Here is a 23,312-nt window from a genome sequence, read left to right as displayed (position 1 = left end):
TGAACGAAGGGTTAAGCCCCGGAGCGTCCCCACGGGCCGCCTCGCCCATCGCGGAAACCGTTGCTGCGTTCGGGTGTTCTCCCGCCATCCGCCGCAGAGCCGTGTCGCGGCGGCGCAATCTCTGTCATTTCAGATCCGAGCCCTCATGCGAGCGATCCTGCCGGCCGTCCTCCTGTCCCTCACCCTGACTCAGCCGGGCCACGCGCAGGAGGATACGGCGAACGCCGCCGCCCAGCTGACGCCGGCGCTCCGCTCCGCCGACCTCATCTTCAACGGCGTGACCCGTTCGAAGGACGGCCGCATCTTCTCGCCGTTCCAGCGGCAGGAGAAATCGAAGGGCATCGAACTCGGCGAGTGGAAGAACGGCAAGCCCGTCGCCTATCCGAACGAGGCCTGGAACGCCTGGAAGCCGGGCGAGGACGCGGCCAAGGCCTTCGTCGGCGTCAACGCGATCCGGATCGGGCCGGACGGCGACCTCTGGGTGGTCGACAAGGGCGCTGCCGGCTTCGGCGAGGCGCCATTGCCGGGCGGGGCCAAGCTCGTGCAGATCGATCTCGCGACGAACACCGTCCGCAGGGTCTATCCGCTCGAAGCCGGAAGCCGTGAAAAGAGCTTCGTCGACGATTTCCGCTTCAACGGCCGCAAGGTCTACCTGACCGATGCTGGCCAGCCGGGGCTGATCGTGCTCGACCTCGACAGCGGCGAGACCCGCCGCGTCCTCGACGGACATGTCTCGACGATCGCGCAGCGGCCCCTGACGGGCGAGAACAAAGTGCTGCTCGATCCGAAGGGCAAGCCCATCGCCGTCCACGCCGATCAGATCGAAGTCTCGCCCGACGGCAAGACCTTCTACTACCAACCCTGCACCGGCCCCCTCTACCGCATCGAGACGCAATGGCTCGACGATGCCGCGGCGACCGACGCGGAGCGGGCAAAACACGTCGCCATCCATGCCGCCACCGTCGCGACGGGCGGCACCGCGATCGACGCGGCCGGCAACATCTACGCGAGCGATACGGACAATCTCCGCATCCTCAAGATCGCACCGGACGGCGAGACGACCACGCTGGTTCAGGACCCGCGCCTCGTCTGGGTCGACGCGATGTGGATCGACGACGACGGCGGTCTCTGGATCCCGGCCGCCCAGATGAACCGGACGAAAGGCTTCAACGGCGGCACGACGGCGGTGCGATTCCCGACGACGATCTTCCGGATGGAAATCGGTGCGAAGCCGCTGCGGAACTGAACCGCGCCGCTTTCGCCGCAAGGGGCTCGCGCCGAGGCGCACGGCTCTATTTCTCCCGACGCCGTATCCATCGACATATCCGTTTTAACGAACGGGCGCTTTGGAGATGGTTATGGCTGTTTTATGCGGCCACGGCAGAAGATCGATCTCTTCTGCCGTGGCTGCCTTGAGGCGAGGAGAATTCCGACCGACATCCGGGGCTGCCGCAGCGCACAAATAGCGGGGCGGACAGGCTTGACAGCGTTCGTTTTAAGGAACGACAACCTCATCTCGCGCGCCGATTGCCATTTCGGACGCGGTCGACCGGCTTCTTCAGGACTTCGCCATGCGTCTCTCGAATTCCCTCGGGCAAACCGTTCTCGCCGCGGCCTTCGGCGCGTCGATCGCGCTCGCCGGGAGCGCACCCGCCTGCGCGCAGTCCGAGTTGTTGAACGTCTCCTATGATCCGACGCGCGAGCTCTACAAGGACATCAACGCGGCCTTCGCCGAAGACTGGAAGGCCAAGACCGGCGAGACGATCACGGTGCGTGCGGCCCATGGCGGCTCGGGCGCTCAGGCGCGCACGGTGATCGACGGCATCCCGGCCGACGTGGTGACGCTCGGCATTCCCTCCGACATCGACGCCATCGCCCGGATCTCGAAGAAGATCTCGCCCGACTGGCGCACGAAGCTCCCCAACGAGGGGCTGCCCTACACCTCGACCGTGGTGTTCCTGGTGCGCAAGGGCAACCCGAAGGGCGTCAAGGACTGGGGCGACCTCGCCAAGCCCGACGTCAAGGTGATCACCCCGAACCCCAAGACCTCCGCCGGCGGCCGCTGGAACTTCCTGGCGGCCTGGGGCTACGCCTACGAGCAGAACGGCAAGGACGTCGAGAAGGCCAACGCCTTCGTCGGCCAGCTCTACAAGCAGGTCCCCGTCCTCGACACCGGCGCCCGCGGCTCCACCGTGACCTTCGCCCAGCGCGGCCTTGGCGACGTGCTGCCGACCTGGGAGAACGAGGCCTATCTCGTGTTCGACGAGTTCGGTCGCGACAAGTTCGACATCGTCGTGCCGCCGACCTCGATCTACGCCGAGCCGCCGGTCGCCCTCGTGGACGCGAACGTCGACAGACGAGGCACCCGTAAGCAGGCCGAGGCCTACCTGCAGTTCCTCTACACCGACGCGGCCCAGGCGATCTTCGCCAAGCACCACTATCGCCCGCTCAAGCGCGAGGCCGCGAAGAAGGAGGATCTCGCGCTGCTGCCCGAGATCAAGCTCTTCAAGATCGAGGATCTCCAGGGCAGCTGGGACGACATCCAGAAGAAGAACTTCGACAATGGCGGGCTGTTCGATCAGCTCGGCAAGGCCGGGCGCTAACCCGCGATGGCGAGTTCCTCTCCCCGACCCAGGCGGCGCTTTCGCCAACCCAGCGTGATCCCCGGCTTCGGGCTCACCCTCGGCTACACCCTGACCTGCCTATCGCTGATCGTCTTGCTCCCGCTCGCCGCCCTCGTGGTGCGGGCCTCGGGCCTCGGCTTCGCCGGCATCTGGGACGTCGCGACCGACCCGCGCGTGGCGAGTGCGCTGCGCGTCAGCTTCGGCGTCTCGCTGCTGGCGGCGCTCACCGCCTCGATCTTCGGTGGCATCGTGGCCTGGGTGCTGACCCGCTACGATTTCCCCGGCCGCCGGATCATCGACGCCGTCGTCGACCTGCCCTTCGCGCTGCCGACCGCCGTGGCGGGCATCGCGCTGGCCTCGCTCTACGCACCGAACGGCCTCGTCGGCGAGCAGCTGGCCAAGTTCGGCATCGAGGCGGCCTACACGCCGCTCGGCATCTACATCGCCATGGTCTTCATCGGCCTGCCGTTTGCCGTACGCACCGTGCAACCGCTGATCGCCGAGATCGACAGGGAGATCGAGGAGGCTTCGGCCATCCTCGGCTCCACCCGGCTCGGCACACTGACGAAGGTGGTGCTGCCGCCGCTGATCCCGGCCGTGCTGACCGGCTTCGCGCTCGCCTTCGCCCGCGGCGTCGGCGAATATGGCTCGATCATCTTCATCGCCGGCAATCTCCCCTACGTCTCCGAGATCGCGCCGCTGCTGATCGTGATCAAGCTGTCGGAGTTCGACTATGCCGGCGCCTGCGCCATCGCGACGATCATGCTCGCGATCTCGTTCACGGTGCTGCTCGCCATCAATCTGATCCAGGCCTGGAGCCGGCGGAGATTCGGCTATGTCTGAGGCGATCACCCCCGCCGACTTCCCGGTCGCCGAATCCGGCCTCCGGCCGCCCGCGAGCGTCGTCACCGAGACAGGCTGGGTGCGCTGGACCCTGATCGCGGTGGCCGTCACCTTCCTGGCCCTGTTCCTGGTGCTGCCGCTCGTCACGGTGTTCGTCCAGGCCTTCGCCAAGGGCGTCTCCGCCTATTTCACCGCCTTCACCGAGCCCGACGCCCATGCCGCGATCCGGCTGACCCTGATCACGGCCGCGATCGCCGTGCCGTTCAACGTCGTCTTCGGTGTGTCGGCGGCCTGGGCCATCGCCAAATTCAAGTTCTGGGGCCGAGACCTGCTCGTCACCTTGATCGACCTGCCATTCTCGGTCTCGCCGGTGGTCTCCGGTCTGATCTACGTGCTGGTCTTCGGGTCGCAGGGTCTGCTCGGCCCCTGGCTGATCGAGCACGACATCCAGGTGATCTTCGCGGTGCCGGGCATCGTGCTGGCCACGGTGTTCGTGACCTTCCCCTTCGTCGCCCGCCAGCTGATCCCGCTGATGCAGGAGCAGGGCACGGCGGAGGAGGAGGCGGCGATGACGCTCGGCGCCTCGGGCTGGCACGCCTTCCGGACCGTGACCCTGCCCAACATCCGCTGGGGCCTGCTCTACGCGGTCCTGCTCTGCAATGCCCGCGCGATGGGCGAGTTCGGTGCCGTCTCGGTCGTGTCCGGCCATATTCGCGGCCTGACCAACACGCTGCCGCTCCACGTGGAGATCCTCTACAATGAGTATAACTTCGTTGCCTCTTTCGCCGTCGCCTCCCTCCTTGCCGGCCTCGCTCTTGTCACCCTCGTCATCAAATCCGTCCTCGAGTGGCGCTACGCCGACGACATCGCGGCGGGCGCACGGCGTCACTAGCAACTCCACGGCGATCCGGGTCGAGAGCGTCTCGAAGACCTTCGACACGGCGGCCGTGCTCCACGGGCTGTCTCTGGACGTGCGCGCCGGCGAGCTGCTCGGCCTGCTCGGGCCCTCGGGCTCCGGCAAGACGACGCTGCTGCGCATCATCGCCGGGCTCGACCGCCCGGATTCCGGCCGCATCATCTTCGGCGGCGACGACGCCACGCGGCTGCCGGTGCAGGAGCGCGCGGTCGGCTTCGTGTTCCAGCACTACGCCCTGTTCAAGCACATGACGGTGGCCGACAACATCGCCTACGGCCTCAACGCCAGGAAGCGCGCCGAGCGCCCGGCCAAGGCCGACATCAAGAAGCGGGTCGGCGACCTGCTCGACCTGATCAAGCTGTCGAATTTCGGCGACCGCTACCCTTCGCAGCTCTCCGGCGGCCAGCGCCAGCGCATCGCGCTCGCGCGAGCACTGGCGGTGGAGCCGCGCGTGCTGCTGCTCGACGAGCCCTTCGGCGCCCTCGACGCCCAGGTCCGCAAGGACCTGCGCCGCTGGCTGCGCGAGATCCACGACCGCACCGGCCAGACCACGATCTTCGTGACCCACGACCAGGACGAGGCGCTCGAACTCTCCGACCGCGTCGCCGTGCTCGACAAGGGGCGCCTCGAGCAGGTCGGCACGCCGGACGAAGTGCAGGAGCACCCGGCCTCGCCGACGGTGCTGAAGTTCTTGGGCGACACGATCGAGGTCGAGGCGATCGCGCAGGGCGGCCGCGTCCTCGTCAACGGCCGCGATACGCCGGTCCCCGCCCCCGACGGGCTGGTCGGTCCGGTCAAGCTCTACGTGCGCCCCTGGCAACTCCAGTTCGCCGACGCCCACGAGGCCCATCTCGAAGGCTTCGTGCGCTCCTCCTACCGCGCCCAGGGCCGCCAGCGCATCGAGATCGACCGCCCCAACGGCAAGCTCCTCGTGGTCGAAGCCTCCGACAACGCCCGCCTTGCCGCCGGCCGCCCGGTCGGCCTGAAGATCAACAACGGCTACGTATTTTCGGAGTGAGAACGGCTCGGCCGGACGCACGAAGCGCATCGGCCGTTCCCTGCCCGGGAAAAACCGGGATGACGCGCGCGCAGCCAGCGGCTAGGACATGGTCCGTTGCCCTGCCGGGCCTGTAGCTCAATGGTTAGAGCCGACCGCTCATAACGGTCTGGTTGCAGGTTCGAGTCCTGCCGGGCCCACCACACGTTTTGCAACTCCTTGCAATATTTCATGAATTTCTGCCTCATCCCGCACCGGGGTTTGGGGTGCGGGAATTTTACGGGCCTGACGGGCTAGCTTCGCCCGGTTCGCGGTTCGCGTATAGACCGCGCTCTCGCGGCTACCGTCGGCCCATCCGAACAGGGCATTGAGCTGTGATTCCGTCGCTCCGTCCTCTGCTGCGCGGCGCGCGCCGGCTTTGCGGAGGCCATGTCCGGAGCCTGGTACGCCGGCCGTCGTGCACACCTTCCGGAACCAGTTTCCGAACGACTCCTTCGCGAACGGCGTGCCTCTCGCTGTCGCGAGGAAAGTCAGGTCCCCGGTCTCGGTCGCGGCGATCGACTTCGCGAGCACCGGTAGGATCGGCGCCGTGACCGTGATGCCGGTCTTCTCGGTGCGGATCGTGAACTCGCCATTGCGGACATGCGGCCGGCCCAGGCGGACCACGTCGCCGCGGCGAAGGCCGGTGTAGAGCATCAGATCGAGCGCCAAGCGCTCCCGCGTGCCGACCTTCCATCTCGCCTCGAAGCACGCGACCTCGTCCTCGGTCCACGCGTGGAAGCCGGCGTTCTCGCTGCCCAGGCTCAGCATCTTGATGCCGGCGGTCGGGTCGGCCGTCACGTACTCTGCGTGAAGCGCCCACTGAAACAGGCCGCGCATGGCCTTGATGAAATTGTTCGCGGAGAACGGCCGGTCGCGGCGGCGGTCCCGGCCAGCCAGCATGGACTTGCGGTTGATCTTCGCGAGGGGCTGTTCGCCGGATGTCTTCTCGGACATGCGGTAGAAGGACAGGCGCTGCTTGCGGGTCGCGGCGCTGATGTCCGACGACCACTCGGCGCTCGTCGTGTATTTCTGAACGAGCCAGGAGAGCGTGCCGGCGGCCGGCCCTTTCGCGGTCGCGACGGGCTTGCCCTCGACCGCGTTGCGATAATCGTCCCAGAAGGCCACGCTGTCGTACTTGTGGATGATCCGGATGCGCTTGCCTTGCCCAACGCGCACGTACCAGACGAACTTCCCGTGGCGGGTCTTCTCGCGGCACAGGTGCGGAGGGCGCTTCTTCGGCATGCCGGTCATAGGACCACCACCTCATCCTCGGCGGCAAGATCCTCGTACGTCCGACTGCGGTCCCGGACATCCTTCGACACCGGCTCGACGACGACTCCGCCATCGCGCAGAACGACGTGCACGACATCGAAGCCGGCCGCCTTCATGGCGCGGATGGCCCGCGCGATGTCGGCCTGCGTGACGTTGGCGGGGCGACGCGGCATCTACGGCGCCTCCCCTGAAACAATATCCAGACATTCCGTCAGCGCCTTCAGCCGAATGGCGCAGGCGGCAGCTTCGATGCCTCGGCCGGCCGTGCGGTGCTGGTCGCGCCACGTCTTCGTGCGCTCGATAAGCGCAGTGATCCGCGCCTTAGCCATGTCCATCGCGCCCCTCTTGCTCTGGGGTGAGGGCGGAACGGCGAGACTCGACCGCAGCGCGCATCGCAATCTCGCAGGGATCGCAGCGAGGCGTTCGCTTCTCCGCGGTCATGAACGCCTCGCAGGACCAACAGCGACCGGCGTAAAATCCCGGATAGATCTTGCTCACGCGAGGGTGGACGAAGGAACTCCCCGGCTCGCCTTCTGTCGGCGGCACGGGCGACCATTGGACGTCCTGCAGCCACAGGTGGTCCAAGCGCTTCTGCATGTCGAGAATGAACCGGGCGAGCGGCTCGTCTCCCATGGGATCGTCCGCACTCCCTGTCGACAGGCTGTCGCCGGCCCATCGGCTGGCGAGCCCTGCGATGAAGGATGCGTATCGAGCGAAATCGGCGTTCGTCAGCATCCTGCCTTCTCCTCGTGCGCGAGGGGGAGGGCGCGATAGCGGTCGGCTACCTCTCCAGTGAGAGGCCGGACGATGTTGGCGTGGGACAGCGCATCATATGCGCGCTGGGCTCGGGATCGCGCGGCAGCATCAAACCCGTCGTCGTAAAGTCCCATCAGTAGGCCGTCGATCCGAGATTTGGTAGCGGCCGACTCCGACGAGGGGCGCTCGGCAATCGCCAGCAAGCCCTTCGCTAAAATGTCGAACCCCATCCGCTCGCCATCCCGGTCCAGGCTCGGGGATCGGAGGGCGGCGAGAGCCACACCCCTCATGTAAATGGCGACCGCCTTCGCGGTGCGTCGCTCTTGGGCGGTCATCTCCCCGCACGCCAGCAGCAGGGCCGACATCGTGCTCGCTTTGAGCATTGCGGCCTCGACAGCCTCCGCCACGTCCCTCGGCTCAGCCATGGGTCGGGCCTCCTGCGAGGGCGGTCAGCAGGGCGGCGAGGATGGCCAGAGGCTCGGACCCGCCGTTGTGGTCCGACCTGACCTCGTTGTTCACCCTGGGCGACAGAGAGGGGTTCCAGGCGCGGCACCAGGCCGGATTGCCGAAGCCGGATTTTCCGTTTTCGCGAGACCACCCCGGCAGCATTCGCTCAAAGAGTACGATCGACGTCTCCAGAGGGTTGACCTTGAAGCCGGAGCGCCACGAAGGCCACGCGGCCCATTCGATGTCTGCGCCAGTGAAAGCACCTCGCCTCGTACAGACACGCACCGTTTCAGAGACCGGCGCGACGCTCACGAAGCTGCCGGCTGGAGCAATGGTCTCGGCGATCAAATGGGCGCATGTCAGAACGTCCGCCCCCTTTGCCGCCAGCACGCGTTCGCGCAGCGCCAGCAGCACGTCTCGGCTCGTGTTATTCGGCATGGGGAGGCTCCTCGGTGGGGTCTTGGACATCCGGGTGCGGCGTGAAGTGCGTGTGGTAGCCGGGCCAGTCGGAGTCGTTCGGGCTGCCGATCCACGCCGGCTCGCAGACCGGGAAAATCCACCAGGTCACGAAGCCGAAGTCCTCGTGGTATTCAGCGATCGGCCGCGGTGTTGTCCGCCGCACCTTCTCCGCCTCTGCCGCCGCAAGCTCGCCTGCGGTGCGATCGGCTTGGGCGGTGGCGGCGTCGCGTTCGGCCTTGGCTTCCTTCTTCTGCCGCCAGAGGCGCAGCAGCAGCGTGTCGCCGGGCCACTCTTCCAGCATGCGCATGGTCCAGAGATCGGCGTCGCCTTGGACTCGGGCCGCCTGCCGGCGCGCCTTGACCATCTCCGGGCGCATCCCGGCGACATCATCCAGGATGACCTTGCGTGTCAGAGCGCTGCGGAACGAGCCGGGCTTGAAACCGGCTGCGCCGAGAAGCGCGTCGCGCTCCTCCCGCGCCTCATCCCGTTCCGCCAGGGCGGCGTCGCGTTGAGCGCGAAGCACCTTGATCTGCGTCTCGGGCCAGCAGGCCGGCGCGAACTCGGCGCAGTCTGATGCGAGGCGCATCGTCGTGCTGCCCGGCTCGTGGCCGTGGCGCGCACGAGCCGCTTCTTCCGAGTAGCGGCCGGCCTCGGCCAGGACGCCGGTGTAGCCCTGGCCGTTCGGGCACCAGTACAGACCGCGCTTCATCAGGACGTATGGCGCCGCCTCGCGGATCTCAGCGGTTTCGGTTGGGCGGGCGGGGGCGACCGGCTCGTCGAGCAGATCAATGCGTTCATAGCCCCCGCATAGATCGCAGTGGCAGCCACGGTCATCGCACCTGATGATCGGATCTTCGCAGTGGCACTCAGGTCCGAGGAGGCTCATGCTGCGTCCTCTGTCTGATCAAAGGAGACCGTCGTGGCGTCTGCACCGAGATGCGTGTAGCTCTTGTGCTGGTCTACAGCGCGGTCTCGGAGTTGTTTTCTTGCAATTAAGGCTGAGTATCGAAGCGAAGCACGGCTGCGGTACATCCAGTACATTGCGTCGGAGACAATGACGTTCTGGCCGAGCCAATTTCTCATAATAATGGCCATCACTTCGCCCTCTCGCTCGCGGCGGTGGCCGGGGCGGCGGGCAGGGAAGCTCGGTCGAGCCGTTCGATTTCAGCGAGGATCAACGCGCCGGCTTTGACGAGCATCGGCCGAACTGGGCCGGGCTTCCACCACTGCCGAGACCACGGCCAGTCAAGCGTGGTCTGCAGGTGATAGTCCCAGCCGGCCGAGTAGCCGAGGCCACTAAGCGGCGGCCCAAAAGTCCTGTCGCAATCGTTCGCGCCGTTCGCCAGGATCATGCCGGACATGGCTGCGTAGTTGGCGGCAGCCCGAACCATCTCGCCCTTGCTGTGCGTATCGTCGTGCTCGGGCGTCCAGCCTTCCGCCTCGACCTGTCGCCGCCTCTCGGCCAGCACGTTACGCGCGGCGTCTGTCTGCCCCGCACCCGGCCCCTGCGCGATGGCTGCGAGGGCTGCGCGGGCGCCAGCATCAAGTTCGTTGCTTGACGGGTCCGCAGATGTATTCGCGTGCCAGTCTTTCAGCACCTGCGCCAGCGCCTCCACGGCATCCCCGGCCGGTGCCGGTGTCTGGCTCTCCCCGCCCGTGTCGGCCTGGGTGGATCGGAGCGAGGCGAGGGCTGCGTCCGCGATATCTAAGGCGTCGTCGAAGGGCTCGTTCGCATTCTCTGCAAAGCGAAGCTCGGCGATCTTGCGCAGAGCAGCCACCGCATCCTGTCCGGGCGTTTCGCCGGGGGTGGGGGCGAGGGCCTTGAGCGAGCGCCGAGCGATGGCCTCGGCGACATCTACGTGCTCTGGGTAATCCCTGCGGATGCTGGCCAAGAACTCAGCTTCGTCGTTGCCGCGCTCATCGGGGTCGCTGTCGAAATATTCCCCCAACAACGCTGCATCCGTGAGGCGGGTGAACGTATCGGCTGCCTCGCGATCCAGCCCCGCGACCCGTGTCGCAGGGACTGGTGGCGGGGTGGTCGGCTGCGAGGACTGACAGGCTGCCCCGTTCTCCAAATAGAGAACGATGCTCGCCACGGCCTCGTCTATTCCAGAGGTAAAGGCCCGGCTTTCGTTGTAAATGACGCTGACGTGTTTTTGGATCAACAATCCGATCTCAACCGCGTCGGCGCGTCGGGAGTCGGGGATCTGATTGAGAGCGCCCATATCAGCGGCCCTCCGAGGAGAGAGCTTTGGCGGCAATTTCCGCCATCTGACCAGCCAAGGTGAACTCGGTCGTCGCGGGATCGAGCTTTAGGATCGCCCGGAGCGCGGATCGCAGCCCCTCGCCGTCTGCCGCCGATGCTGGCGGGGCGAGGACGTGGGTGCGAAAGTACACCTGAGCAGCATCAGCAAATTCAAGGCTAGCCGAGTTGAAGCGCGCGTACCCGTTGCCGCTATCTTTCCAGTAGTTTTGCGCCACCAAAAGCCGATCGCTCAGCGCCCGCAGCCCCTCGGCCTCTCCTGCCGGCAACCCCAGCGCGGGGACTGGATCTTGTGCTGGGGGAAGGGCGAGAGCGGCACGCAAGTCCATGATGTGGCCCGGCAGAGTGCCGACCGATCCGTCCTTGTCGAACCAGTTTACGACCTCCAGCGCCGCCTCACGAAGGGTAAGTGGCCCCTCAAAACGATCGCCGGGAAAGTCCGCCCGCAAAGCGCCATCGGATGCGGTGGGGAGGGTCTGTGTCATCGGGTGCGCTCCGTCGAAATGAAAAGGCTGGCGCGAGGGGGAAGGGTCGTCGTGTCTGCGCCGCTCACCGGCGGGTGACGGTGCCGTCGAAGCCGCGCTTCAAGCCGGACGCTCGAGAGCCGGGCATGGGGCGGCCCTTGCGGGTCTTGAAGCCAAGGGCGGCCCGCTTCTGGGCCTTGGCGTCGGCAATGCGGGCGATGTCGCCCCGCGGGCCGTGGGTCTTGGCGTCCGCGCAGGCCTCGTGGACGATCGCCCGGTTCCCGAAGTCGTTCGTGCCGCCGAGGCCGAGCGGCCGAAGGTGCTCGTCGATCAGCTTCTTGCCGGCGACCATGAACAGGCCGCACAGGGGGCAGATGCCCTTCTGCTCATCGTAGAGGGCGAGCTTCTGCGAGGCCGTGAGGGGCTTACGCCGGGTCGTGCCGACGTTCTCGGAATTGTCTGAGCAGTACAGGCGCGTCACGGCCGCGCCCCAACAGCCGCCAGCGCTTGATCCAGCTTCTCGGCAGACGATCGCGCGATGAAGGTGTCGGTGTCTTGGTCCCGTACGTCGGCACGAGCGGTGGCGATCGCTTCGATCATGAGGGCGATGGCACCGACGGCCTGGGCGAAGCTCTGAGCCTCGCGCAGCGTGCCGGGCCAGATTGTCGAGCAATGCTGCCCGTCGGCGGTCTCGATATCGATGAAAACGAGTCCGTCTTGGCGACGACCGAACTGAACGGGCTTTGGAATGTACGGTTCAGCTTTAGCCATGACGGCCTCCACGGCTATCGATGTAGCGGCGCACGCGGCTGTGAAGCTCCACGACGATTATGGGCGTGAGCAGGATCGCGGTTACTGCGAGGCTCACGAGGACGAAGCCAGCAAGGGCCAGGGCGTGCGGATTCATGCGGCCTCGCAGGCTTGCGCGAGATCGATGATCGGCTCTCCAGCGCCCCAATAGGCGGCCTCGAGGGCAGCCAGGGCGCCGCGGGTGTCGGCCGACGACGCGAGGCTCGTCACGATCGACCACGCGACCGCAGAGTTGATGCGAAGCCGCACGACTCCGTCGTCGGGCCGGGCGGCGCGGCGAACCATGCCAACGGCGGCGCCGAGACTGCCGTTGTCGATCATCGCCGAAACCAGAGCCGCGTAGGCCGCCGCCGGCAGGAGGATGGTGAGTGTCGCAGCCGGAGACATCACGACCACCCGTTCGCGAGATCGGGTTCTATGAGATCTGCGACGACGTCGGAGCGCTCCTGCTCGCAGTCGCCTAGGCGATAGCGATGGATCTCAGTCGCGCCGCGCATCGCCGCGGTCTTGAGCCAGCCGGGGAGACCAAGGTCGCCGAATCGGACCGACCGGCGGAGCAGCAGGACGCCCTGCCCACGCTCGTCGCGGCACACGGCGAGGTATACGCCGGCCTCGGCCGACGCGATCTCATCTGGCCCGTAGACCCGCACGAGGTACGTCCGCCCGGAAACGCCGTGCCAGTAGCTCAGGTGGCGCCGATGGCGGTCGCGGCGGCCCGCGCAGCAGGGCAGGGGTTCTTCGCGGACAAGGCCGCGCGGCGAAGCGTGATCGACGCAGCGGCCGGCATCGGCGCGAGCGAGCGCAACGGCCATCACGAAGCCCTCCGGTCTGCGGCCGCGGCGATCGGCGCGAGCGCAGCCACGAGGCGGCCCGGGGCACCGACGGCCCGCAGGACATCGGCAAGCCACCCGGCGTCACTCGGAGCAACGTGAAGCCGGCACGTGGTGCTCGCGAGCATCGCGGTGCGGAGGATGGCGGCAGCACGCGCCTCACCGGCGGTATCCAGCGCCTCAAGCGCAGCGATCAGTTCAGGCGTCAGGCATTCGATGGCCGTGCCGTCGGGCGGGGCGCGCCCGGCGATCTCGTCGAGGCAGTCGAGGCCCAGCACGAACCCGTTGAGCCGCCGGAACACATTGCCCAGCAGAACCGCGTCTCCGGTGTTAATCCAGACGACGACGTGGCCGGGGCGCTTCCAGGATGTCTCGGCCTTGTCGAGAATGGCGAGGGCGCGGCCGACGTTGACGGTGACGACCGGATCGGCAGCCTCGCGCTCCATGAGAGCGCGGCCGCGGGCGACGAGGCCGGCATGCTCGTCGGCGGCGAAAAAGACGGCCTGAGCCCGGGCGTTCCGCTCGCGCTTGGCGGCCACGTTCTGGCGCGCGATGCGAGCCCGGCTGCTCTTGCGGCTCTGCCCGTAGGCAAAGCGCTCGGCAACTGCGGTGACGGTTAGGTTGCGATCGTGAAAAATCGATCAGCCCTCCCCGACGAGAGCGCTACCGATGACGAAGACCGCGCCGACGATGAGGACGGGAACGAAGGGCGCGAGGTTGGCGAGGAATGACACTGGGCGGCTCCATCGCGAGTGGCGATAACCAACCCCTATAACCGAGGTTGTTGGTTGTCAACTACCGTCGGGGTTTCGGTTGTTGTCCCGGTTGTCCACAGCCTACCTCTGGTTCCTCGTATTGACTCCAATGAGAACAGAAAGGGAACATGAGGAAGCAAAACGGAGGAGACCCTGATGGCAGAGAGCTCTCAGCGTAAGACGTATTTCGTGATCCAGAGCTTCTCGAGGGAGCGTGGCGGCCTGAGAATGGATTCTCCCGTGCAAGCGCAATCGGAGGCCTCGGCACTGAGACAGGCCGAGCGGCTGTCCGAACGGAAGCCGGGCGTGATTGCCTTTTCGAGGACTGGCAATCCCACAACCGGCGAGTTTGATGAGCCGGTCGTGATCGCAAGCTACGGTCGTGTCCCCGGCAACGAGGAAGGCTTACCGTTCTAGTGGTGGAATTTTGACGCTTAGTACCCTCTGGCCGCGTCCGAGTTCGACCCTTAGCAGGCCATGAAAAGGTCTACTTCCCGGCACCTTGGTGGACGAAGAGCTACGAACTTAATCATGGCGCCAACGCTATCATACTGAAGTCGAGACGGAGGAGTACGAGGCCGGCGTCATCGGTCACCTCCATGCGCCACTCCTCACCAAGCGCGATGCGCTTCGCGTCATCCATCAGTTCGTATCCTATTGAGCAAATGGCCCCCACACGAGCATCTTCCCAGGTATCGAAATCAGTACCGTCTGAGTCAATGTTGGCTTTGCCGTCGTAAACATTGAAATGGAAGCGGGGCACGTGGCTCTCCTCGCATCGAAGGCGGGAGCACACGGATCTCTCAAGCGCAGAAAGCCAGGAGCAGAGCTGCGCCGAGATCAATATAGACCAGAACTCACCCACAAAAAATAACTTAAGTGCCTAAATAAAAATAATTCAATATTCGGGTTTGTGCAGTGCATGCTGTATGTACGAACGATATAAATGCTAAGCTTGTAGGCAATAATCTGCTGATATCAACTTCCAAGCATGGCAGTGGCCAACCACTACAACGAGGTTAGGTTGGAGGCAAAGCGTCTGCTTGACGGCAAAAGGTCAGGGCCCGATTGCTACTCATTACGGACGGTTCGGGCGGGTACCATCCGTCAGATTTTCACCACTAGGGTCTAACGAAAGTTCTTCGACACGATCCGATGGCGCAGCGGCCATTGCTCTCGCGCCATCGTGAAGGTTTTATCGGGCGAAAACTGGCGGACCGTCCAATCTACTTCTGTATGGCTGAGATAGCGTTTTACGGAAGCTTTAGGCTCATCATCGTCAGCGCCATAAAAAACGCACGAAGCGTCGCGAAGCACTGGCAGGCGTGGATTTACGAACAGTGTATCGCCGGGCTCAAACTCCGGGCTCATTGATGTGCCAGTCAAATAGATCGCATATCCATTCTTGACGCCCTGAAGCAGAGGGGGGCGCTTCACGGCTCCGATTGGATCGCGTTCGATGATCAGCGAGCCTTCTCCCCCTTCGGCTGCGGCGTAAAGGGGCACATCGCCAACAAGTCCTGCTGCTGCGGCCCAGTATGCCGGATCGCGAGCAAACTCTGGGACGGGCTGAACGACCATCGGCCCGCCCTCTCGCTCCTGGCCGAAAGCTTCTGTCGGGAAGAGTGAGCGATCAAGCTCGAGCGCCTCAATCAGCGCGTCCAACACGACGGTGCTCTTTGGGTTGCTCTTCTCGATCTTTGCGATTGCGGCCTGCGAAACTCCGACGGCTTTTCCAAGCCTCGCCTGGCTCCAGCCTCTGCTGTTGCGCGCTTCGCGAATGAGATCGTGCCACGTCATCGAAGGCGAGATTACAACCTCGGTTGTTAGTAGGCTCGAACATTCTGGTTGTTGACAACCAACAACCGACGTGTTCATAACCAACGGCATGAGCGTCCGTCACCTCATTGAGGCAGCAATTCGAGACAAGGGCTCCGAGGCCAAGCTGGCGTCGGCCTGCTCGGTCTCTCAGGCGGCGATCTGGAAGGCCAAGAAGGCAGGCCGGTGTTCGCCCCGCCTCGCCATCAAGATCGAATGCGCCTGCGGCATCAGCCGGCGGCTTCTCTGCCCCGAAATCTTCGGCTCGTCCGCCCAACCCGAGACCACGGGAGCGGCGGCATGACTCTGCTTACACATGGCCGCCTAACTGATCCTGCCGGTCGGGCCGCTGTAAGTCTGTCCGATCACGATCTCAGCTTTGCAGGTGTCACACCGCAGGTAGTTCGTAAGCGTCCACTGATGGTCGCGGGCGAACGCCTGCAGGATGCTTTTGCGGCGGTTCTGGTAGCAGGTTGCGCAAATTGCGTGACCGGTCTCGCCCGCCTGCATATCGGGCTTAAGCACGTAGGCGAAGCTTCCGGTAGCAATCTCCATCAGTTCGTAGCGCTGTGCTTCGCGGTCCCAGTCTTCAAATTTCTTTATCTGCTGTTTCAGATCGGCAACTTCACTCAGCAGAGCCGCCTGCGCCGACTGGGCCGCAAGTGCGCCCTGATGGGCGGACATGATCTCAGCCGTCAGTTCGACGGCCTTCTCCCGCACAAGCTGGGCATCCCGGAGACCCAGCATCGCCTTCGTCAGATCCGTGCTCGCCTTCAACGAGGAGAGCAGGCCTGAAATGGCAGATATGTCGACCATTCTCAGCTCCATCAGCATCGGTTTCGCAGCCGCTGATGTAGCGCGTCCGGCCCCCTCCGCCCCCTCGGGTGAGTCGGACGTCGCAATTCTGCGGAGCGCCACATGATCGGCCGCTCGCACCCACTCTCGCCCGCCAAGGGCATCGCCATCGGCTTCGGCATCTCGATCGCCCTGTGGCTCGCCATCGTCGCGAGCGTGATCGGCATGGCCCACGACAAGGCAAGTCGCGGCGAGCTGCCGACCCTCGCTCGCGAGGTCACGCGATGACCATGTCGAGCCGGACCCGATCGCTGCTCGCGGGGGCGCTGGTCGCCTTCATCGCAGCTGCGCCAGTCGCCTTCCTGGCAATCGCTTGGTGCGCGCCATGAGCGCCGCCGCCATCCATTCGCGCCATCTCGGCGCGTCCGAGGCCCACCTGGGCACGCTCACCTCGAGCGTTTCCTCCCCTGACTGCCGGAGCCTCAGTGCTCCGGCCCTTTCGGGCTTCGCCGTACCAAACCACCCCTTCCCGGATCAGCGCCGCCAAGCGCCGTCGGGCTTCGTCTCGTGCCGTTTCTCGCGCGTCCGTCCCTGCCGCCAAGCCGGCGGTCGCGCTGCTGTTCGTCGTGCGTATCCCGTCAACAATTCCGGGCTCCGCTGAGATGTCCGCCGTGTCCTTCACCTCCAAAGGTCTCCTGGGCCGCACTTCTTCGATGCACACAGCATCGGAGAAGGTCATGCGAAAATCTGGGGTGTTCTTGCGAAACATTGGGGTAATCGAACCCCAAACTTTCGCAGTGCGGATTGCTGAGTTTCTACGTGGGATCCATGCCACGAAGACGGCGTCGTGTGTCGAGGCCGACACCGGTATCTCGCACAAGACGGTCAGCAAGTGGCTGGAGGGCGCGTCTTCGCCTTCGGGCAACGCCTACCACCGCCTGATCGAGGTCTACGGGCCGGAGCTGTTCTGCTTCATCTCGCCCGACGCTTCACCGGACTCGCTTCAGGAAGCCGCGCGCATCTGCCGGCAGTCGCGCCTCGAGCGCCACGCCGCATCGATCCGCCAGCAGCTCACCGATGTCCGGGAGGGCCGCGCGTGATTTCAGCCATCATCAATCGCCTCACGGCTTCGGCTCTTCGCGGCGCTGCCGTCGTCCTGCTCTGGATCGGCGACTTCGCGACGCCCGTGCTCGCCGCCTCTCGGTTCTGCGACGACCGCGCCCGGGAATGGGATCCGCGCCTCTGGGATCGCAACGAGGACGATCGCACCGACACACGGGAGCGACGCCCATGACCGATCGCGAGCGCCTTCCCGGTCGCCGGGACTCGACCATCGTCGAGTTCTTCCACGACAACATCCACTACACGGCCGGCTTCTCCCGCTTTGCCGACGGCCGCCTTGCTGAGGTGTTCCTCAATGGCGGCAAGCTCGACTCGCAGACGGACGTCTTCGCCCGCGACTGCGCCATCGCTGCATCGCTCGCGCTGCAGAGCGGATGCCCGGCGGACGACCTCCGCGCTGCCCTGACGCGCACCGGCGCCGGTGGTGCGGCCGGCGCGCTCTCCGTCGCCCTCGATTGCATCGCGGAGGTCGCGCCTTGACCCGCGAACCCGAACTCACGGGCTCCGGCCTACGCCTGCCCACGGCCGACGGCCGCTCCGTCACCATCGCGCTCGCGGCCGTGCCCGGCGGCATCGCGCTCGTCATCGCCGACCCCTGTGCCGTCAACGCGACCACGGGCGAGCTCGCGCCGATCGCCGTCGACTACCTGCTCTCGATCACGGCTTTCGAACACCTGCGCGAGCGCGGCGCCCTCGTCATCGACGACGCGAAGAAGCTCGCCGCCGAAGCAGAGCCGAACGAGCCGCGCGTCCCGCGCCGAGAGCCCGAGCTTCCCGCTGTCGTCAGCGCCCACGCCTGAATTTCCGCCGGCGGGCGGATCCCGCCTACAACAATCGGAGCATCGACCATGTCCGAGGTCCATCGCCTTCAGCCCCAGGCCCACCGGGACGACGGCACCAGCTTTAACCCCCTCGTCGCCCTGACGGTCGACATCGTCTCCGCCTACGTCTCGCACAATGCGGTGAGCCAGCGGGATCTGCCCGCCCTGATCCGCGACACGCACGCGGCGATCGTCGGCCTGGGCCGGCCGGTGGTCGAGGCCGACCAGGCGGCCGCGGAGATCGAGAAGCCGACCCCGGCCCAGATCCGCAAGTCGATCACGCCCGACGCGCTGATCAGCTTCGTCGACGGCAAGCCCTACAAGTCGATGAAGCGGCACCTGGGCACGCACGGGCTCGACCCGCACACCTACCGCCAGCGCTACGGCCTGCCGTCCGACTATCCGATGGTCGCGCCGAGCTACTCGGCTGCCCGCTCGGCGCTCGCGAAGGCGGCCGGCCTCGGTGTGCCCGGCGGCCGCGCCCCGGCGCCCGACACGGCCAGCAACTCCCTCGCCGCCTAACCCCCAAACGAAAACCGCCCAGGCCTCATCCGCAAAGCGAGGCACCGGGCGGCCACAGCAGAACACTCTGCCAGGAGCACCAGTACATGACCACGAACACCGCAAATCAGCAAGCCGACGTTTCCGCGACCGGCGTCGCCGCCGACGAGCTCCGCCAGTTCATCGAGCGCATCGAACGTCTCGAGGAGGAGAAGGCCGCCATCGCCGGCGACGTGAAGGAGGTCATGTCCGAATTGAAGGGCCGCGGCTTCGACACGACCGCTGTCCGCACGATCCTCCGCATGCGGAAGAAGGACCACGCCGAGCTGCAGGAAGAGGAGGCCATCCTCGAGCTCTACCTGCAGGCCCTCGGGATGGCGGCCTGAGCCATGCAGGCCCTCTCCCCCACAGCCCAAAAGCGCCAGAAGGCCACCGAGGCGCTCCACCGGCGCCCTGAGCAGCGGGCCGCCTACTTCCGGCGCGCCATCGTGCCGACGGTCGAGATCCGATTCCCGCTGCCGCCCAAGACCACGACCTCCTTCTTCCGCATCGGCGAAACGCGGGTCTGCACACCGCGCTATCGCGAGTGGATCGGGAAGGCCGTGCTCGCGATCAGCACCACCGTGCCGGTGCCGGGCCGCATCTCCGGCCTCTGCGACGTCGACATCTACATGCCGGCGTTCTCCGGGAAGCCCGAGAACCGCACGGCCCCCTGCCTCGATGCGGCAGCCCAGGCCGGCATCATCGCGGCAGCGTCCGACCAGTTCGTGCGCGAGGTCCGGCCGCACCCCGGGGCCGAGGCCAATTCCATCCGCATGGTCCTCACTTCCATCCCCGTGGATGAGCAGGACGCGGCCGACATCGAACTCCGACACCGGGCCGGTCATGCGCCGAAGCTCATCGCCGCGTCGCTCGGCATCAGCGTCGGACAGGTCGAGACCGTGATCGCGGGGATGCGTCGATGATGGCCGCCGCACACACCCACGCCGACACCGATCCCGCCCTTGAGCAGGAGATCGCCGATCTCTGGGCCGACGGCTTCGACTCCATCGACATCACCGTCGCCCTGGCCATGGGCGGCGAGATCCTGAGCGAGGCGGGCGTCTGCCGCGTCCTGGCGAGGCAGCGTGAAGAGCGCTGCGCGGCCGCCCGATCCTCATCCGCAACCGTGGAGGCCAGCGATGCACCCGGAGCCTGAAACCGACGCTACCCCCCCCTCGGAAAAGAAGCGCGGCCGCAAGTCGAAGCATGCGCAGCCGACCGTGCAGGAGATCCTGGACAAGGCGCGCCGCGAGGCCCGGCCGTCCACGCCAGCGGAGCGCAGGCGGATCGAGGCGGCAGGCCAGCAGCTTCTGCCGGGCCACGACGACCTGCCCAAGCACTTCAGCACACCGCAGCCAGCAGCCTGAAGGAGAGCGCCATGTCCACGAAGAAGAACGAGGCCGCCCCTTTCCGTGTCGAGGCGTCGCGCGCGGACCTCCTGCGCGCCGTCTCTCGCGCCGGCACGGCCGTCGAGCGCCGCAATACCATCCCGATCCTGTCCTTCGTCGAGCTCGCCATGGGCTTCGGCACGCTGGCGGTGACCGGCACCAATCTTGATGCCGAGATGCGGGTCGAGATCGAAGCGACAGGAGAGGGCGCGGCCTGCCTGCCAGCGCATCGGTTTCGCGACCTGCTGCGTGCGCTGCCCAGCGATCGGGTCGTGCTCACGGGTGACGCCGACGGCGTCGTGACCCTGGCGGCCGACGCCACCGAGGCGACGTATGGCTCGCTGCCATCGGCGGACTTTCCGCGGCTCGCTGCCGACAACAAGCTCTGGTCGATCACGTTTCCCGACGGCGTGTTCGCCTACCTGATCGGTGGCGCGTCCGACGCCATGTCGACGGAGGAGACCCGCTACTACCTTAACGGCGTCTGCCTCGAGGTGAAGGACGGCGTCGCCATTGCGACCGCCACCGACGGTCATCGCCTCGTCTCGCGCACCTCGAACCTTGCTGGCGCCATCGCGGACATCGCGCCGGTCATCATCCCGCGCGACTCCGTCCGCCTCGCCATGGCCCAAATCGGCCGCGGCGAGAGCGTCCTGACCGGATACGGGCTAACCGTTGGCCCTCTTAACATGGCCCTCATCGCTGCCGTACCGGCCTCTTCGGACGCCCTACGACATGCAGCAGCGCTATGCGCCGGCAATCGTCACCGAGCCCGAGGACGGCCCGGTCCGGCTACGGCGCACGTCGACAGCGACTTGGACGCAGCTCGCCTATCAGCTGCGGCTCTCGTTCGCGGAATGCGACATCGCCGACGCCTTCGTCGTGAATGACCTCGCGAAGGGGACGGCCCGCTTCGCGATGCCGGTCGGCCGACCCTACGCACCCGACCCGTGGCCAATGAAGACGGTCTATCTCGAGGGCGGGATCTGGAGGGTGAAACCCTACGGGATCACGCACATGGTCGCGACCTTCACCCTCAACGTCCTCGACTGGTGAGCGCGTGCCGACAGCCGCCGAACAAGCCCGCGACGAGGCCTATGCCTCCGCGCCGGTCGATCAGCCCGTGCACCACGTCATCACGCTGGACACCCCGGCCTTCGACAAGCCGCTGTTCTTCATGGCGGGGGTCGAGGAGGATCAGCCCATCACGCTGGAGACCGGAGCCGTCGTCCCCGCCATCGCCTGCGCGTTCGAAGCGACGCCGCCAGGATTTGAGGACAGCGGTCCGACGTCGGCCCGGCTCAAGATCGATGGCGTGTCCTACAAGCTGTTCCCGGTGCTGAAGCAGGCCGTCGGCTCGGGCGCGATCAAAGTGACGTACCGGGCCTATCTCGGGAGTGACTTTTCCGCGCCTGTCGACCGGATCGAGGGGCTGGAATTGAAGCGGGTCAGCCTGTCGGCGGCCTCGGCTGAAGGCGAGCTCACCTTCAAGGAGATCGCCACCCAGGCCTTCCCGCGGCGGACCTACGACATCGAGGCCTATCCGGGGCTGTGGAATTCGTGACAGCTGTCAAAAGCGATAGCCGACCGCTGTCAGAACCTCCGGCGTCAGTTGGGTTGACCGGAAGGAAAACGCCGTGCTGGGTATGTATGTTACTGCAATATTGCCTTCCGCTCTAACAAAGTACGCGCCAAAGCTATACTCAATCCCAGTGCCAATCGTGGCGTAAGGTGCAAGTTTGTTGATTGTTTTGGACGTGACTTGCCCGGCGGTTCGGGCGCCGCACCCAACGACAGAAGTTGCTTGATTCCCCGGCGATCCAAACGCAGCAGGGCCTGTTTCCAGGATTGGGTTCGAACACACAACGGTGCCGGTATTGTCTGTAATCCTCGTTGTTTGGATGGAATCGGCACCTACGCCAAAGCGGCCATACAACAACCAATTATCCCAAACAAAACCCGCACGAAAAGCTAGATCGCCGCCATACAATCGTGAGGTAATGCTGCGAGTTGATGTTACAGAACTAAGATTGAAATCTGGATATGACGCCGGCGGAACTCCGCCGCAGCAAGTAATGAGAAAAGGTAATGATACCGGAAAATTGTAAAATTGATTGGTCGCAGTCTGAGTTGTTTGCCCGAAGCTTCCTTTCATGCGGGCTTCGACGCCGATCAAAACGTTGTCAAATGTGCGATTATAACCGACAGCTCCGCCAACGTTGCTCGACGTCAGAAAAATTGGATCCGTTGTTGCCGCAAAGAACGGGTCATAATTGATGAATTTCGACTTGCTTTCGAGCGCGAACGATCGACTTCCAAACACTGCGGCGTATGGACCATCGAAGGGCGAGGCGGCGGACGAAGCATAAGATTGCGATGCGCTAGGCCGGATCGGTGCTTCTGCAATAAATTTTGCCTGTCTAGCGGGTCCTGCCACAGGCGAACGGGCGGGTCGAGCAGGCTTCGACTGACCTTCAAGTGCGGCCACCCTGGCTTGTAGCGCCTCAATCAGCGCTTCCATTTCGGCAGGTGACCTACTGGAGGCTTGAACAGATACGGGCGCCGAGACGCTCAATGCGATCCCTAGCCCAAACACCAAAGACTTATTGACCACGTCCGCCCCCTACTTGGTCAGGCCCATAAGCCGGCCAACTAACCAGGAGTCGAGTGCGCGCGTGCAACATATCGAATGTTTGCAACCTAAGGCGGTCTGCCCCGCCGCCTACGTTTCGGCGCTCCAGGGCCAGCCCAACACCGTCGAGAAGCATTGCTGGGAGTGGGTCCGTCTGTTCCAGCGCGACCTGCTCGACCGCAACCTCCCGCCCGTCCTGATCTCCGACCGCCTGAACGCCCGCGAACTCGTGAAGGCCTTCCACGCCCACCCCGAGCGCAAGCGCTGGCGACAGACGCCAGCTCCGGCCCATGGCGCGATTGTCCTGATGCACCGACCAGGCAGCCACGCCCGCGCGATCCATGCCGGGGTGTACCTCGATCTCGATGGCGGCGGCGTCCTGCATGCCGACGAGGATGCCGGGGTCACCTTCGACGATCCCGCGAGCCTGAACCTCCGCAACTGGCGGACAGAATTTTACGTCCCGGCCTGAACCTCAAAAGGAAAACGACATGAAACACGCGACTCTCGCGGCGCTGGCGCTCGCCTGCTCTGCCTCTCAGGTCTTCGCGGCCGCTTCAGTGCCGGCGTGCGACCACGCCAATTGCCCGCACGCGCACAACTTCGCTGCGGGTCTCTCCAGCGGCCTCGTCGGGTTGGCTTTCGTGGTGATCGTAATCGCGCTCGCGGGCATCGTGACCCGCCGCATCTGCGCGAGCCTGTAGGCGCGCGGCTT

At 65.5% G+C, this 23,312-nt stretch carries 40 protein-coding genes and 1 tRNA gene; 23 read left to right on the top strand and 18 right to left on the bottom strand.

Going from position 1 to position 23,312, the window contains the following annotated elements; genetic code table 11:
* Window positions 1-145 precede the first annotated feature (145 nt).
* From FV217_RS04945 to FV217_RS04920, 6 genes are all read left to right on the top strand, one after another.
* A complete protein-coding gene (locus FV217_RS04945; protein ID WP_147814881.1) occupies window positions 146-1,246 on the top strand; it encodes an L-dopachrome tautomerase-related protein in 1,101 nt (366 codons plus the stop codon).
* Between the two features lie 325 nt (window positions 1,247-1,571).
* A complete protein-coding gene (locus FV217_RS04940; protein WP_147814879.1) occupies window positions 1,572-2,603 on the top strand; it encodes a sulfate ABC transporter substrate-binding protein in 1,032 nt (343 codons plus the stop codon).
* 6 nt (window positions 2,604-2,609) lie between these two features.
* Complete coding sequence (gene cysT / locus FV217_RS04935; RefSeq protein WP_147814877.1) at window positions 2,610-3,467, top strand: sulfate ABC transporter permease subunit CysT; 858 nt, start codon at window positions 2,610-2,612, stop codon at window positions 3,465-3,467.
* The gene (cysW, locus tag FV217_RS04930) at window positions 3,460-4,359 is read left to right on the top strand and encodes a sulfate ABC transporter permease subunit CysW (protein WP_147814875.1); all 900 of its coding nucleotides are present in this window, start codon (window positions 3,460-3,462) and stop codon (window positions 4,357-4,359) included. Before cysT ends, cysW begins: the two co-directional genes overlap by 8 nt.
* Window positions 4,360-4,372: 13 nt before the next feature.
* A complete protein-coding gene (locus FV217_RS04925; RefSeq protein WP_281407153.1) occupies window positions 4,373-5,401 on the top strand; it encodes a sulfate/molybdate ABC transporter ATP-binding protein in 1,029 nt (342 codons plus the stop codon).
* Window positions 5,402-5,507: 106 nt separating this feature from the next.
* Window positions 5,508-5,583, top strand: a tRNA-Ile gene (locus FV217_RS04920).
* Here the strand turns inward: FV217_RS04920 and FV217_RS23305 are convergent.
* The 14 genes from FV217_RS23305 to FV217_RS04855 all read right to left on the bottom strand — a co-directional run bounded on the left by FV217_RS23305 (window position 5,540) and on the right by FV217_RS04855 (window position 13,262).
* On the bottom strand, window positions 5,540-6,190 hold the full coding sequence (locus FV217_RS23305; RefSeq protein WP_281407152.1) for a tyrosine-type recombinase/integrase: 651 nt from the start codon (window positions 6,188-6,190) through the stop codon (window positions 5,540-5,542). The genes FV217_RS04920 and FV217_RS23305 overlap by 44 nt on opposite strands.
* A gap of 479 nt (window positions 6,191-6,669) precedes the next feature.
* Window positions 6,670-6,867 (bottom strand): hypothetical protein, encoded by a 198-nt coding sequence (locus tag FV217_RS04910; RefSeq protein WP_147814871.1) that lies wholly within the window; start codon window positions 6,865-6,867, stop codon window positions 6,670-6,672.
* Complete coding sequence (locus FV217_RS22720; RefSeq protein WP_187272436.1) at window positions 6,868-7,029, bottom strand: hypothetical protein; 162 nt, start codon at window positions 7,027-7,029, stop codon at window positions 6,868-6,870.
* Entirely contained in the window at window positions 7,016-7,429 is a 414-nt protein-coding gene (locus FV217_RS04905; protein ID WP_147814869.1) for a hypothetical protein, read from the bottom strand. The genes FV217_RS22720 and FV217_RS04905 overlap by 14 nt, the downstream gene beginning before the upstream one ends.
* Window positions 7,423-7,875, bottom strand: a complete 453-nt coding sequence (locus tag FV217_RS04900; protein ID WP_147814867.1) for a hypothetical protein — start codon at window positions 7,873-7,875, stop codon at window positions 7,423-7,425. Before FV217_RS04900 ends, FV217_RS04905 begins: the two co-directional genes overlap by 7 nt.
* Entirely contained in the window at window positions 7,868-8,335 is a 468-nt protein-coding gene (locus FV217_RS04895) for a hypothetical protein (RefSeq protein ID WP_147814865.1), read from the bottom strand. The genes FV217_RS04900 and FV217_RS04895 overlap by 8 nt, the downstream gene beginning before the upstream one ends.
* The gene (locus FV217_RS04890; RefSeq protein ID WP_147814863.1) at window positions 8,325-9,242 is read right to left on the bottom strand and encodes a hypothetical protein; all 918 of its coding nucleotides are present in this window, start codon (window positions 9,240-9,242) and stop codon (window positions 8,325-8,327) included. The genes FV217_RS04895 and FV217_RS04890 overlap by 11 nt, the downstream gene beginning before the upstream one ends.
* Before the next feature lie 208 nt (window positions 9,243-9,450).
* A complete protein-coding gene (locus FV217_RS04885; RefSeq protein WP_147814861.1) occupies window positions 9,451-10,581 on the bottom strand; it encodes a hypothetical protein in 1,131 nt (376 codons plus the stop codon).
* Window position 10,582: 1 nt separating this feature from the next.
* Window positions 10,583-11,104, bottom strand: a complete 522-nt coding sequence (locus FV217_RS04880) for a hypothetical protein (RefSeq protein ID WP_147814859.1) — start codon at window positions 11,102-11,104, stop codon at window positions 10,583-10,585.
* 64 nt (window positions 11,105-11,168) lie between these two features.
* On the bottom strand, window positions 11,169-11,564 hold the full coding sequence (locus FV217_RS04875; RefSeq protein ID WP_147814857.1) for an HNH endonuclease: 396 nt from the start codon (window positions 11,562-11,564) through the stop codon (window positions 11,169-11,171).
* Complete coding sequence (locus FV217_RS04870; protein ID WP_147814855.1) at window positions 11,561-11,866, bottom strand: hypothetical protein; 306 nt, start codon at window positions 11,864-11,866, stop codon at window positions 11,561-11,563. Before FV217_RS04870 ends, FV217_RS04875 begins: the two co-directional genes overlap by 4 nt.
* A gap of 120 nt (window positions 11,867-11,986) precedes the next feature.
* Window positions 11,987-12,280: a hypothetical protein gene (locus FV217_RS04865; RefSeq protein ID WP_147814853.1), complete on the bottom strand. Its 294-nt coding sequence runs from the start codon at window positions 12,278-12,280 to the stop codon at window positions 11,987-11,989.
* Window positions 12,280-12,705, bottom strand: a complete 426-nt coding sequence (locus FV217_RS04860) for a hypothetical protein (RefSeq protein ID WP_147814851.1) — start codon at window positions 12,703-12,705, stop codon at window positions 12,280-12,282. Before FV217_RS04860 ends, FV217_RS04865 begins: the two co-directional genes overlap by 1 nt.
* On the bottom strand, window positions 12,705-13,262 hold the full coding sequence (locus tag FV217_RS04855) for a hypothetical protein (RefSeq protein ID WP_147814849.1): 558 nt from the start codon (window positions 13,260-13,262) through the stop codon (window positions 12,705-12,707). The genes FV217_RS04860 and FV217_RS04855 overlap by 1 nt, the downstream gene beginning before the upstream one ends.
* Window positions 13,263-13,634: 372 nt before the next feature.
* On the opposite strand from FV217_RS04855, the gene FV217_RS04850 reads away from it, so the two are divergent.
* Window positions 13,635-13,895, top strand: a complete 261-nt coding sequence (locus tag FV217_RS04850; protein ID WP_147814847.1) for a hypothetical protein — start codon at window positions 13,635-13,637, stop codon at window positions 13,893-13,895.
* A gap of 112 nt (window positions 13,896-14,007) precedes the next feature.
* On the opposite strand, the gene FV217_RS04845 is transcribed toward FV217_RS04850, so the two are convergent.
* Together FV217_RS04845 and FV217_RS04840 are read right to left on the bottom strand one after the other, a co-directional pair.
* On the bottom strand, window positions 14,008-14,241 hold the full coding sequence (locus FV217_RS04845; RefSeq protein ID WP_147814845.1) for a hypothetical protein: 234 nt from the start codon (window positions 14,239-14,241) through the stop codon (window positions 14,008-14,010).
* Window positions 14,242-14,606: 365 nt separating this feature from the next.
* Complete coding sequence (locus tag FV217_RS04840; protein ID WP_187272435.1) at window positions 14,607-15,278, bottom strand: helix-turn-helix domain-containing protein; 672 nt, start codon at window positions 15,276-15,278, stop codon at window positions 14,607-14,609.
* Window positions 15,279-15,366: 88 nt separating this feature from the next.
* Between FV217_RS04840 and FV217_RS04835 the strand changes: the two genes are divergently transcribed.
* Window positions 15,367-15,600 carry a YdaS family helix-turn-helix protein gene (locus FV217_RS04835; protein WP_147814841.1) on the top strand — a complete coding sequence of 78 codons (234 nt, stop codon included), beginning with the start codon at window positions 15,367-15,369 and terminating at the stop codon, window positions 15,598-15,600.
* A 20-nt stretch (window positions 15,601-15,620) separates the two neighbouring features.
* On the opposite strand, the gene FV217_RS04830 is transcribed toward FV217_RS04835, so the two are convergent.
* The gene (locus FV217_RS04830; protein WP_147814839.1) at window positions 15,621-16,130 is read right to left on the bottom strand and encodes a hypothetical protein; all 510 of its coding nucleotides are present in this window, start codon (window positions 16,128-16,130) and stop codon (window positions 15,621-15,623) included.
* Between the two features lie 84 nt (window positions 16,131-16,214).
* On the opposite strand from FV217_RS04830, the gene FV217_RS22715 reads away from it, so the two are divergent.
* From FV217_RS22715 to FV217_RS04775, 13 genes are all read left to right on the top strand, one after another.
* Complete coding sequence (locus FV217_RS22715; protein ID WP_187272434.1) at window positions 16,215-16,379, top strand: hypothetical protein; 165 nt, start codon at window positions 16,215-16,217, stop codon at window positions 16,377-16,379.
* Window positions 16,380-16,762: 383 nt separating this feature from the next.
* Window positions 16,763-17,191: a hypothetical protein gene (locus tag FV217_RS04825; RefSeq protein WP_147814837.1), complete on the top strand. Its 429-nt coding sequence runs from the start codon at window positions 16,763-16,765 to the stop codon at window positions 17,189-17,191.
* Window positions 17,188-17,385, top strand: a complete 198-nt coding sequence (locus FV217_RS04820; RefSeq protein WP_147814835.1) for a hypothetical protein — start codon at window positions 17,188-17,190, stop codon at window positions 17,383-17,385. Before FV217_RS04825 ends, FV217_RS04820 begins: the two co-directional genes overlap by 4 nt.
* On the top strand, window positions 17,382-17,693 hold the full coding sequence (locus FV217_RS04815; protein WP_210245119.1) for a hypothetical protein: 312 nt from the start codon (window positions 17,382-17,384) through the stop codon (window positions 17,691-17,693). The genes FV217_RS04820 and FV217_RS04815 overlap by 4 nt, the downstream gene beginning before the upstream one ends.
* Window positions 17,690-18,013: a hypothetical protein gene (locus tag FV217_RS04810; RefSeq protein ID WP_147814833.1), complete on the top strand. Its 324-nt coding sequence runs from the start codon at window positions 17,690-17,692 to the stop codon at window positions 18,011-18,013. Before FV217_RS04815 ends, FV217_RS04810 begins: the two co-directional genes overlap by 4 nt.
* Before the next feature lie 48 nt (window positions 18,014-18,061).
* The gene (locus tag FV217_RS04805) at window positions 18,062-18,556 is read left to right on the top strand and encodes a MucR family transcriptional regulator (protein ID WP_147814831.1); all 495 of its coding nucleotides are present in this window, start codon (window positions 18,062-18,064) and stop codon (window positions 18,554-18,556) included.
* 86 nt (window positions 18,557-18,642) lie between these two features.
* Window positions 18,643-18,921: a DUF2312 domain-containing protein gene (locus tag FV217_RS04800; RefSeq protein WP_147814829.1), complete on the top strand. Its 279-nt coding sequence runs from the start codon at window positions 18,643-18,645 to the stop codon at window positions 18,919-18,921.
* A gap of 3 nt (window positions 18,922-18,924) precedes the next feature.
* The gene (locus FV217_RS04795; protein WP_147814827.1) at window positions 18,925-19,500 is read left to right on the top strand and encodes a hypothetical protein; all 576 of its coding nucleotides are present in this window, start codon (window positions 18,925-18,927) and stop codon (window positions 19,498-19,500) included.
* Window positions 19,497-19,733, top strand: a complete 237-nt coding sequence (locus FV217_RS04790; protein ID WP_147814825.1) for a hypothetical protein — start codon at window positions 19,497-19,499, stop codon at window positions 19,731-19,733. Before FV217_RS04795 ends, FV217_RS04790 begins: the two co-directional genes overlap by 4 nt.
* On the top strand, window positions 19,717-19,944 hold the full coding sequence (locus FV217_RS04785; RefSeq protein WP_147814823.1) for a hypothetical protein: 228 nt from the start codon (window positions 19,717-19,719) through the stop codon (window positions 19,942-19,944). Before FV217_RS04790 ends, FV217_RS04785 begins: the two co-directional genes overlap by 17 nt.
* An 11-nt stretch (window positions 19,945-19,955) precedes the next feature.
* Window positions 19,956-20,855: a hypothetical protein gene (locus tag FV217_RS04780; RefSeq protein WP_147814821.1), complete on the top strand. Its 900-nt coding sequence runs from the start codon at window positions 19,956-19,958 to the stop codon at window positions 20,853-20,855.
* The gene (locus tag FV217_RS22710; RefSeq protein ID WP_187272432.1) at window positions 20,848-21,021 is read left to right on the top strand and encodes a hypothetical protein; all 174 of its coding nucleotides are present in this window, start codon (window positions 20,848-20,850) and stop codon (window positions 21,019-21,021) included. The genes FV217_RS04780 and FV217_RS22710 overlap by 8 nt, the downstream gene beginning before the upstream one ends.
* A gap of 4 nt (window positions 21,022-21,025) precedes the next feature.
* Window positions 21,026-21,529 carry a DUF1833 family protein gene (locus tag FV217_RS04775; RefSeq protein ID WP_147814819.1) on the top strand — a complete coding sequence of 168 codons (504 nt, stop codon included), beginning with the start codon at window positions 21,026-21,028 and terminating at the stop codon, window positions 21,527-21,529.
* A gap of 6 nt (window positions 21,530-21,535) precedes the next feature.
* Here FV217_RS04775 and FV217_RS04770 read toward each other — a convergent pair whose 3' ends face one another.
* On the bottom strand, window positions 21,536-22,486 hold the full coding sequence (locus tag FV217_RS04770) for a hypothetical protein (RefSeq protein ID WP_147814817.1): 951 nt from the start codon (window positions 22,484-22,486) through the stop codon (window positions 21,536-21,538).
* Between the two features lie 154 nt (window positions 22,487-22,640).
* Here FV217_RS04770 and FV217_RS04765 point away from each other — a divergent pair, with 154 nt between their 5' ends.
* Both FV217_RS04765 and FV217_RS04760 read left to right on the top strand, forming a co-directional pair.
* A complete protein-coding gene (locus tag FV217_RS04765; protein ID WP_147814815.1) occupies window positions 22,641-23,069 on the top strand; it encodes a glycoside hydrolase in 429 nt (142 codons plus the stop codon).
* A 19-nt stretch (window positions 23,070-23,088) separates the two neighbouring features.
* Window positions 23,089-23,301, top strand: a complete 213-nt coding sequence (locus FV217_RS04760) for a hypothetical protein (protein ID WP_147814813.1) — start codon at window positions 23,089-23,091, stop codon at window positions 23,299-23,301.
* Window positions 23,302-23,312: the final 11 nt, after the last annotated feature.

The organism is Methylobacterium sp. WL9 (assembly GCF_008040035.1).
Classification (GTDB): Bacteria; Pseudomonadota; Alphaproteobacteria; order Rhizobiales; family Beijerinckiaceae; genus Methylobacterium; species Methylobacterium thuringiense.
The sequence above is the reverse complement of the archived record's forward strand: the minus strand, read 5'-3'. Positions and strand labels throughout refer to the sequence as shown.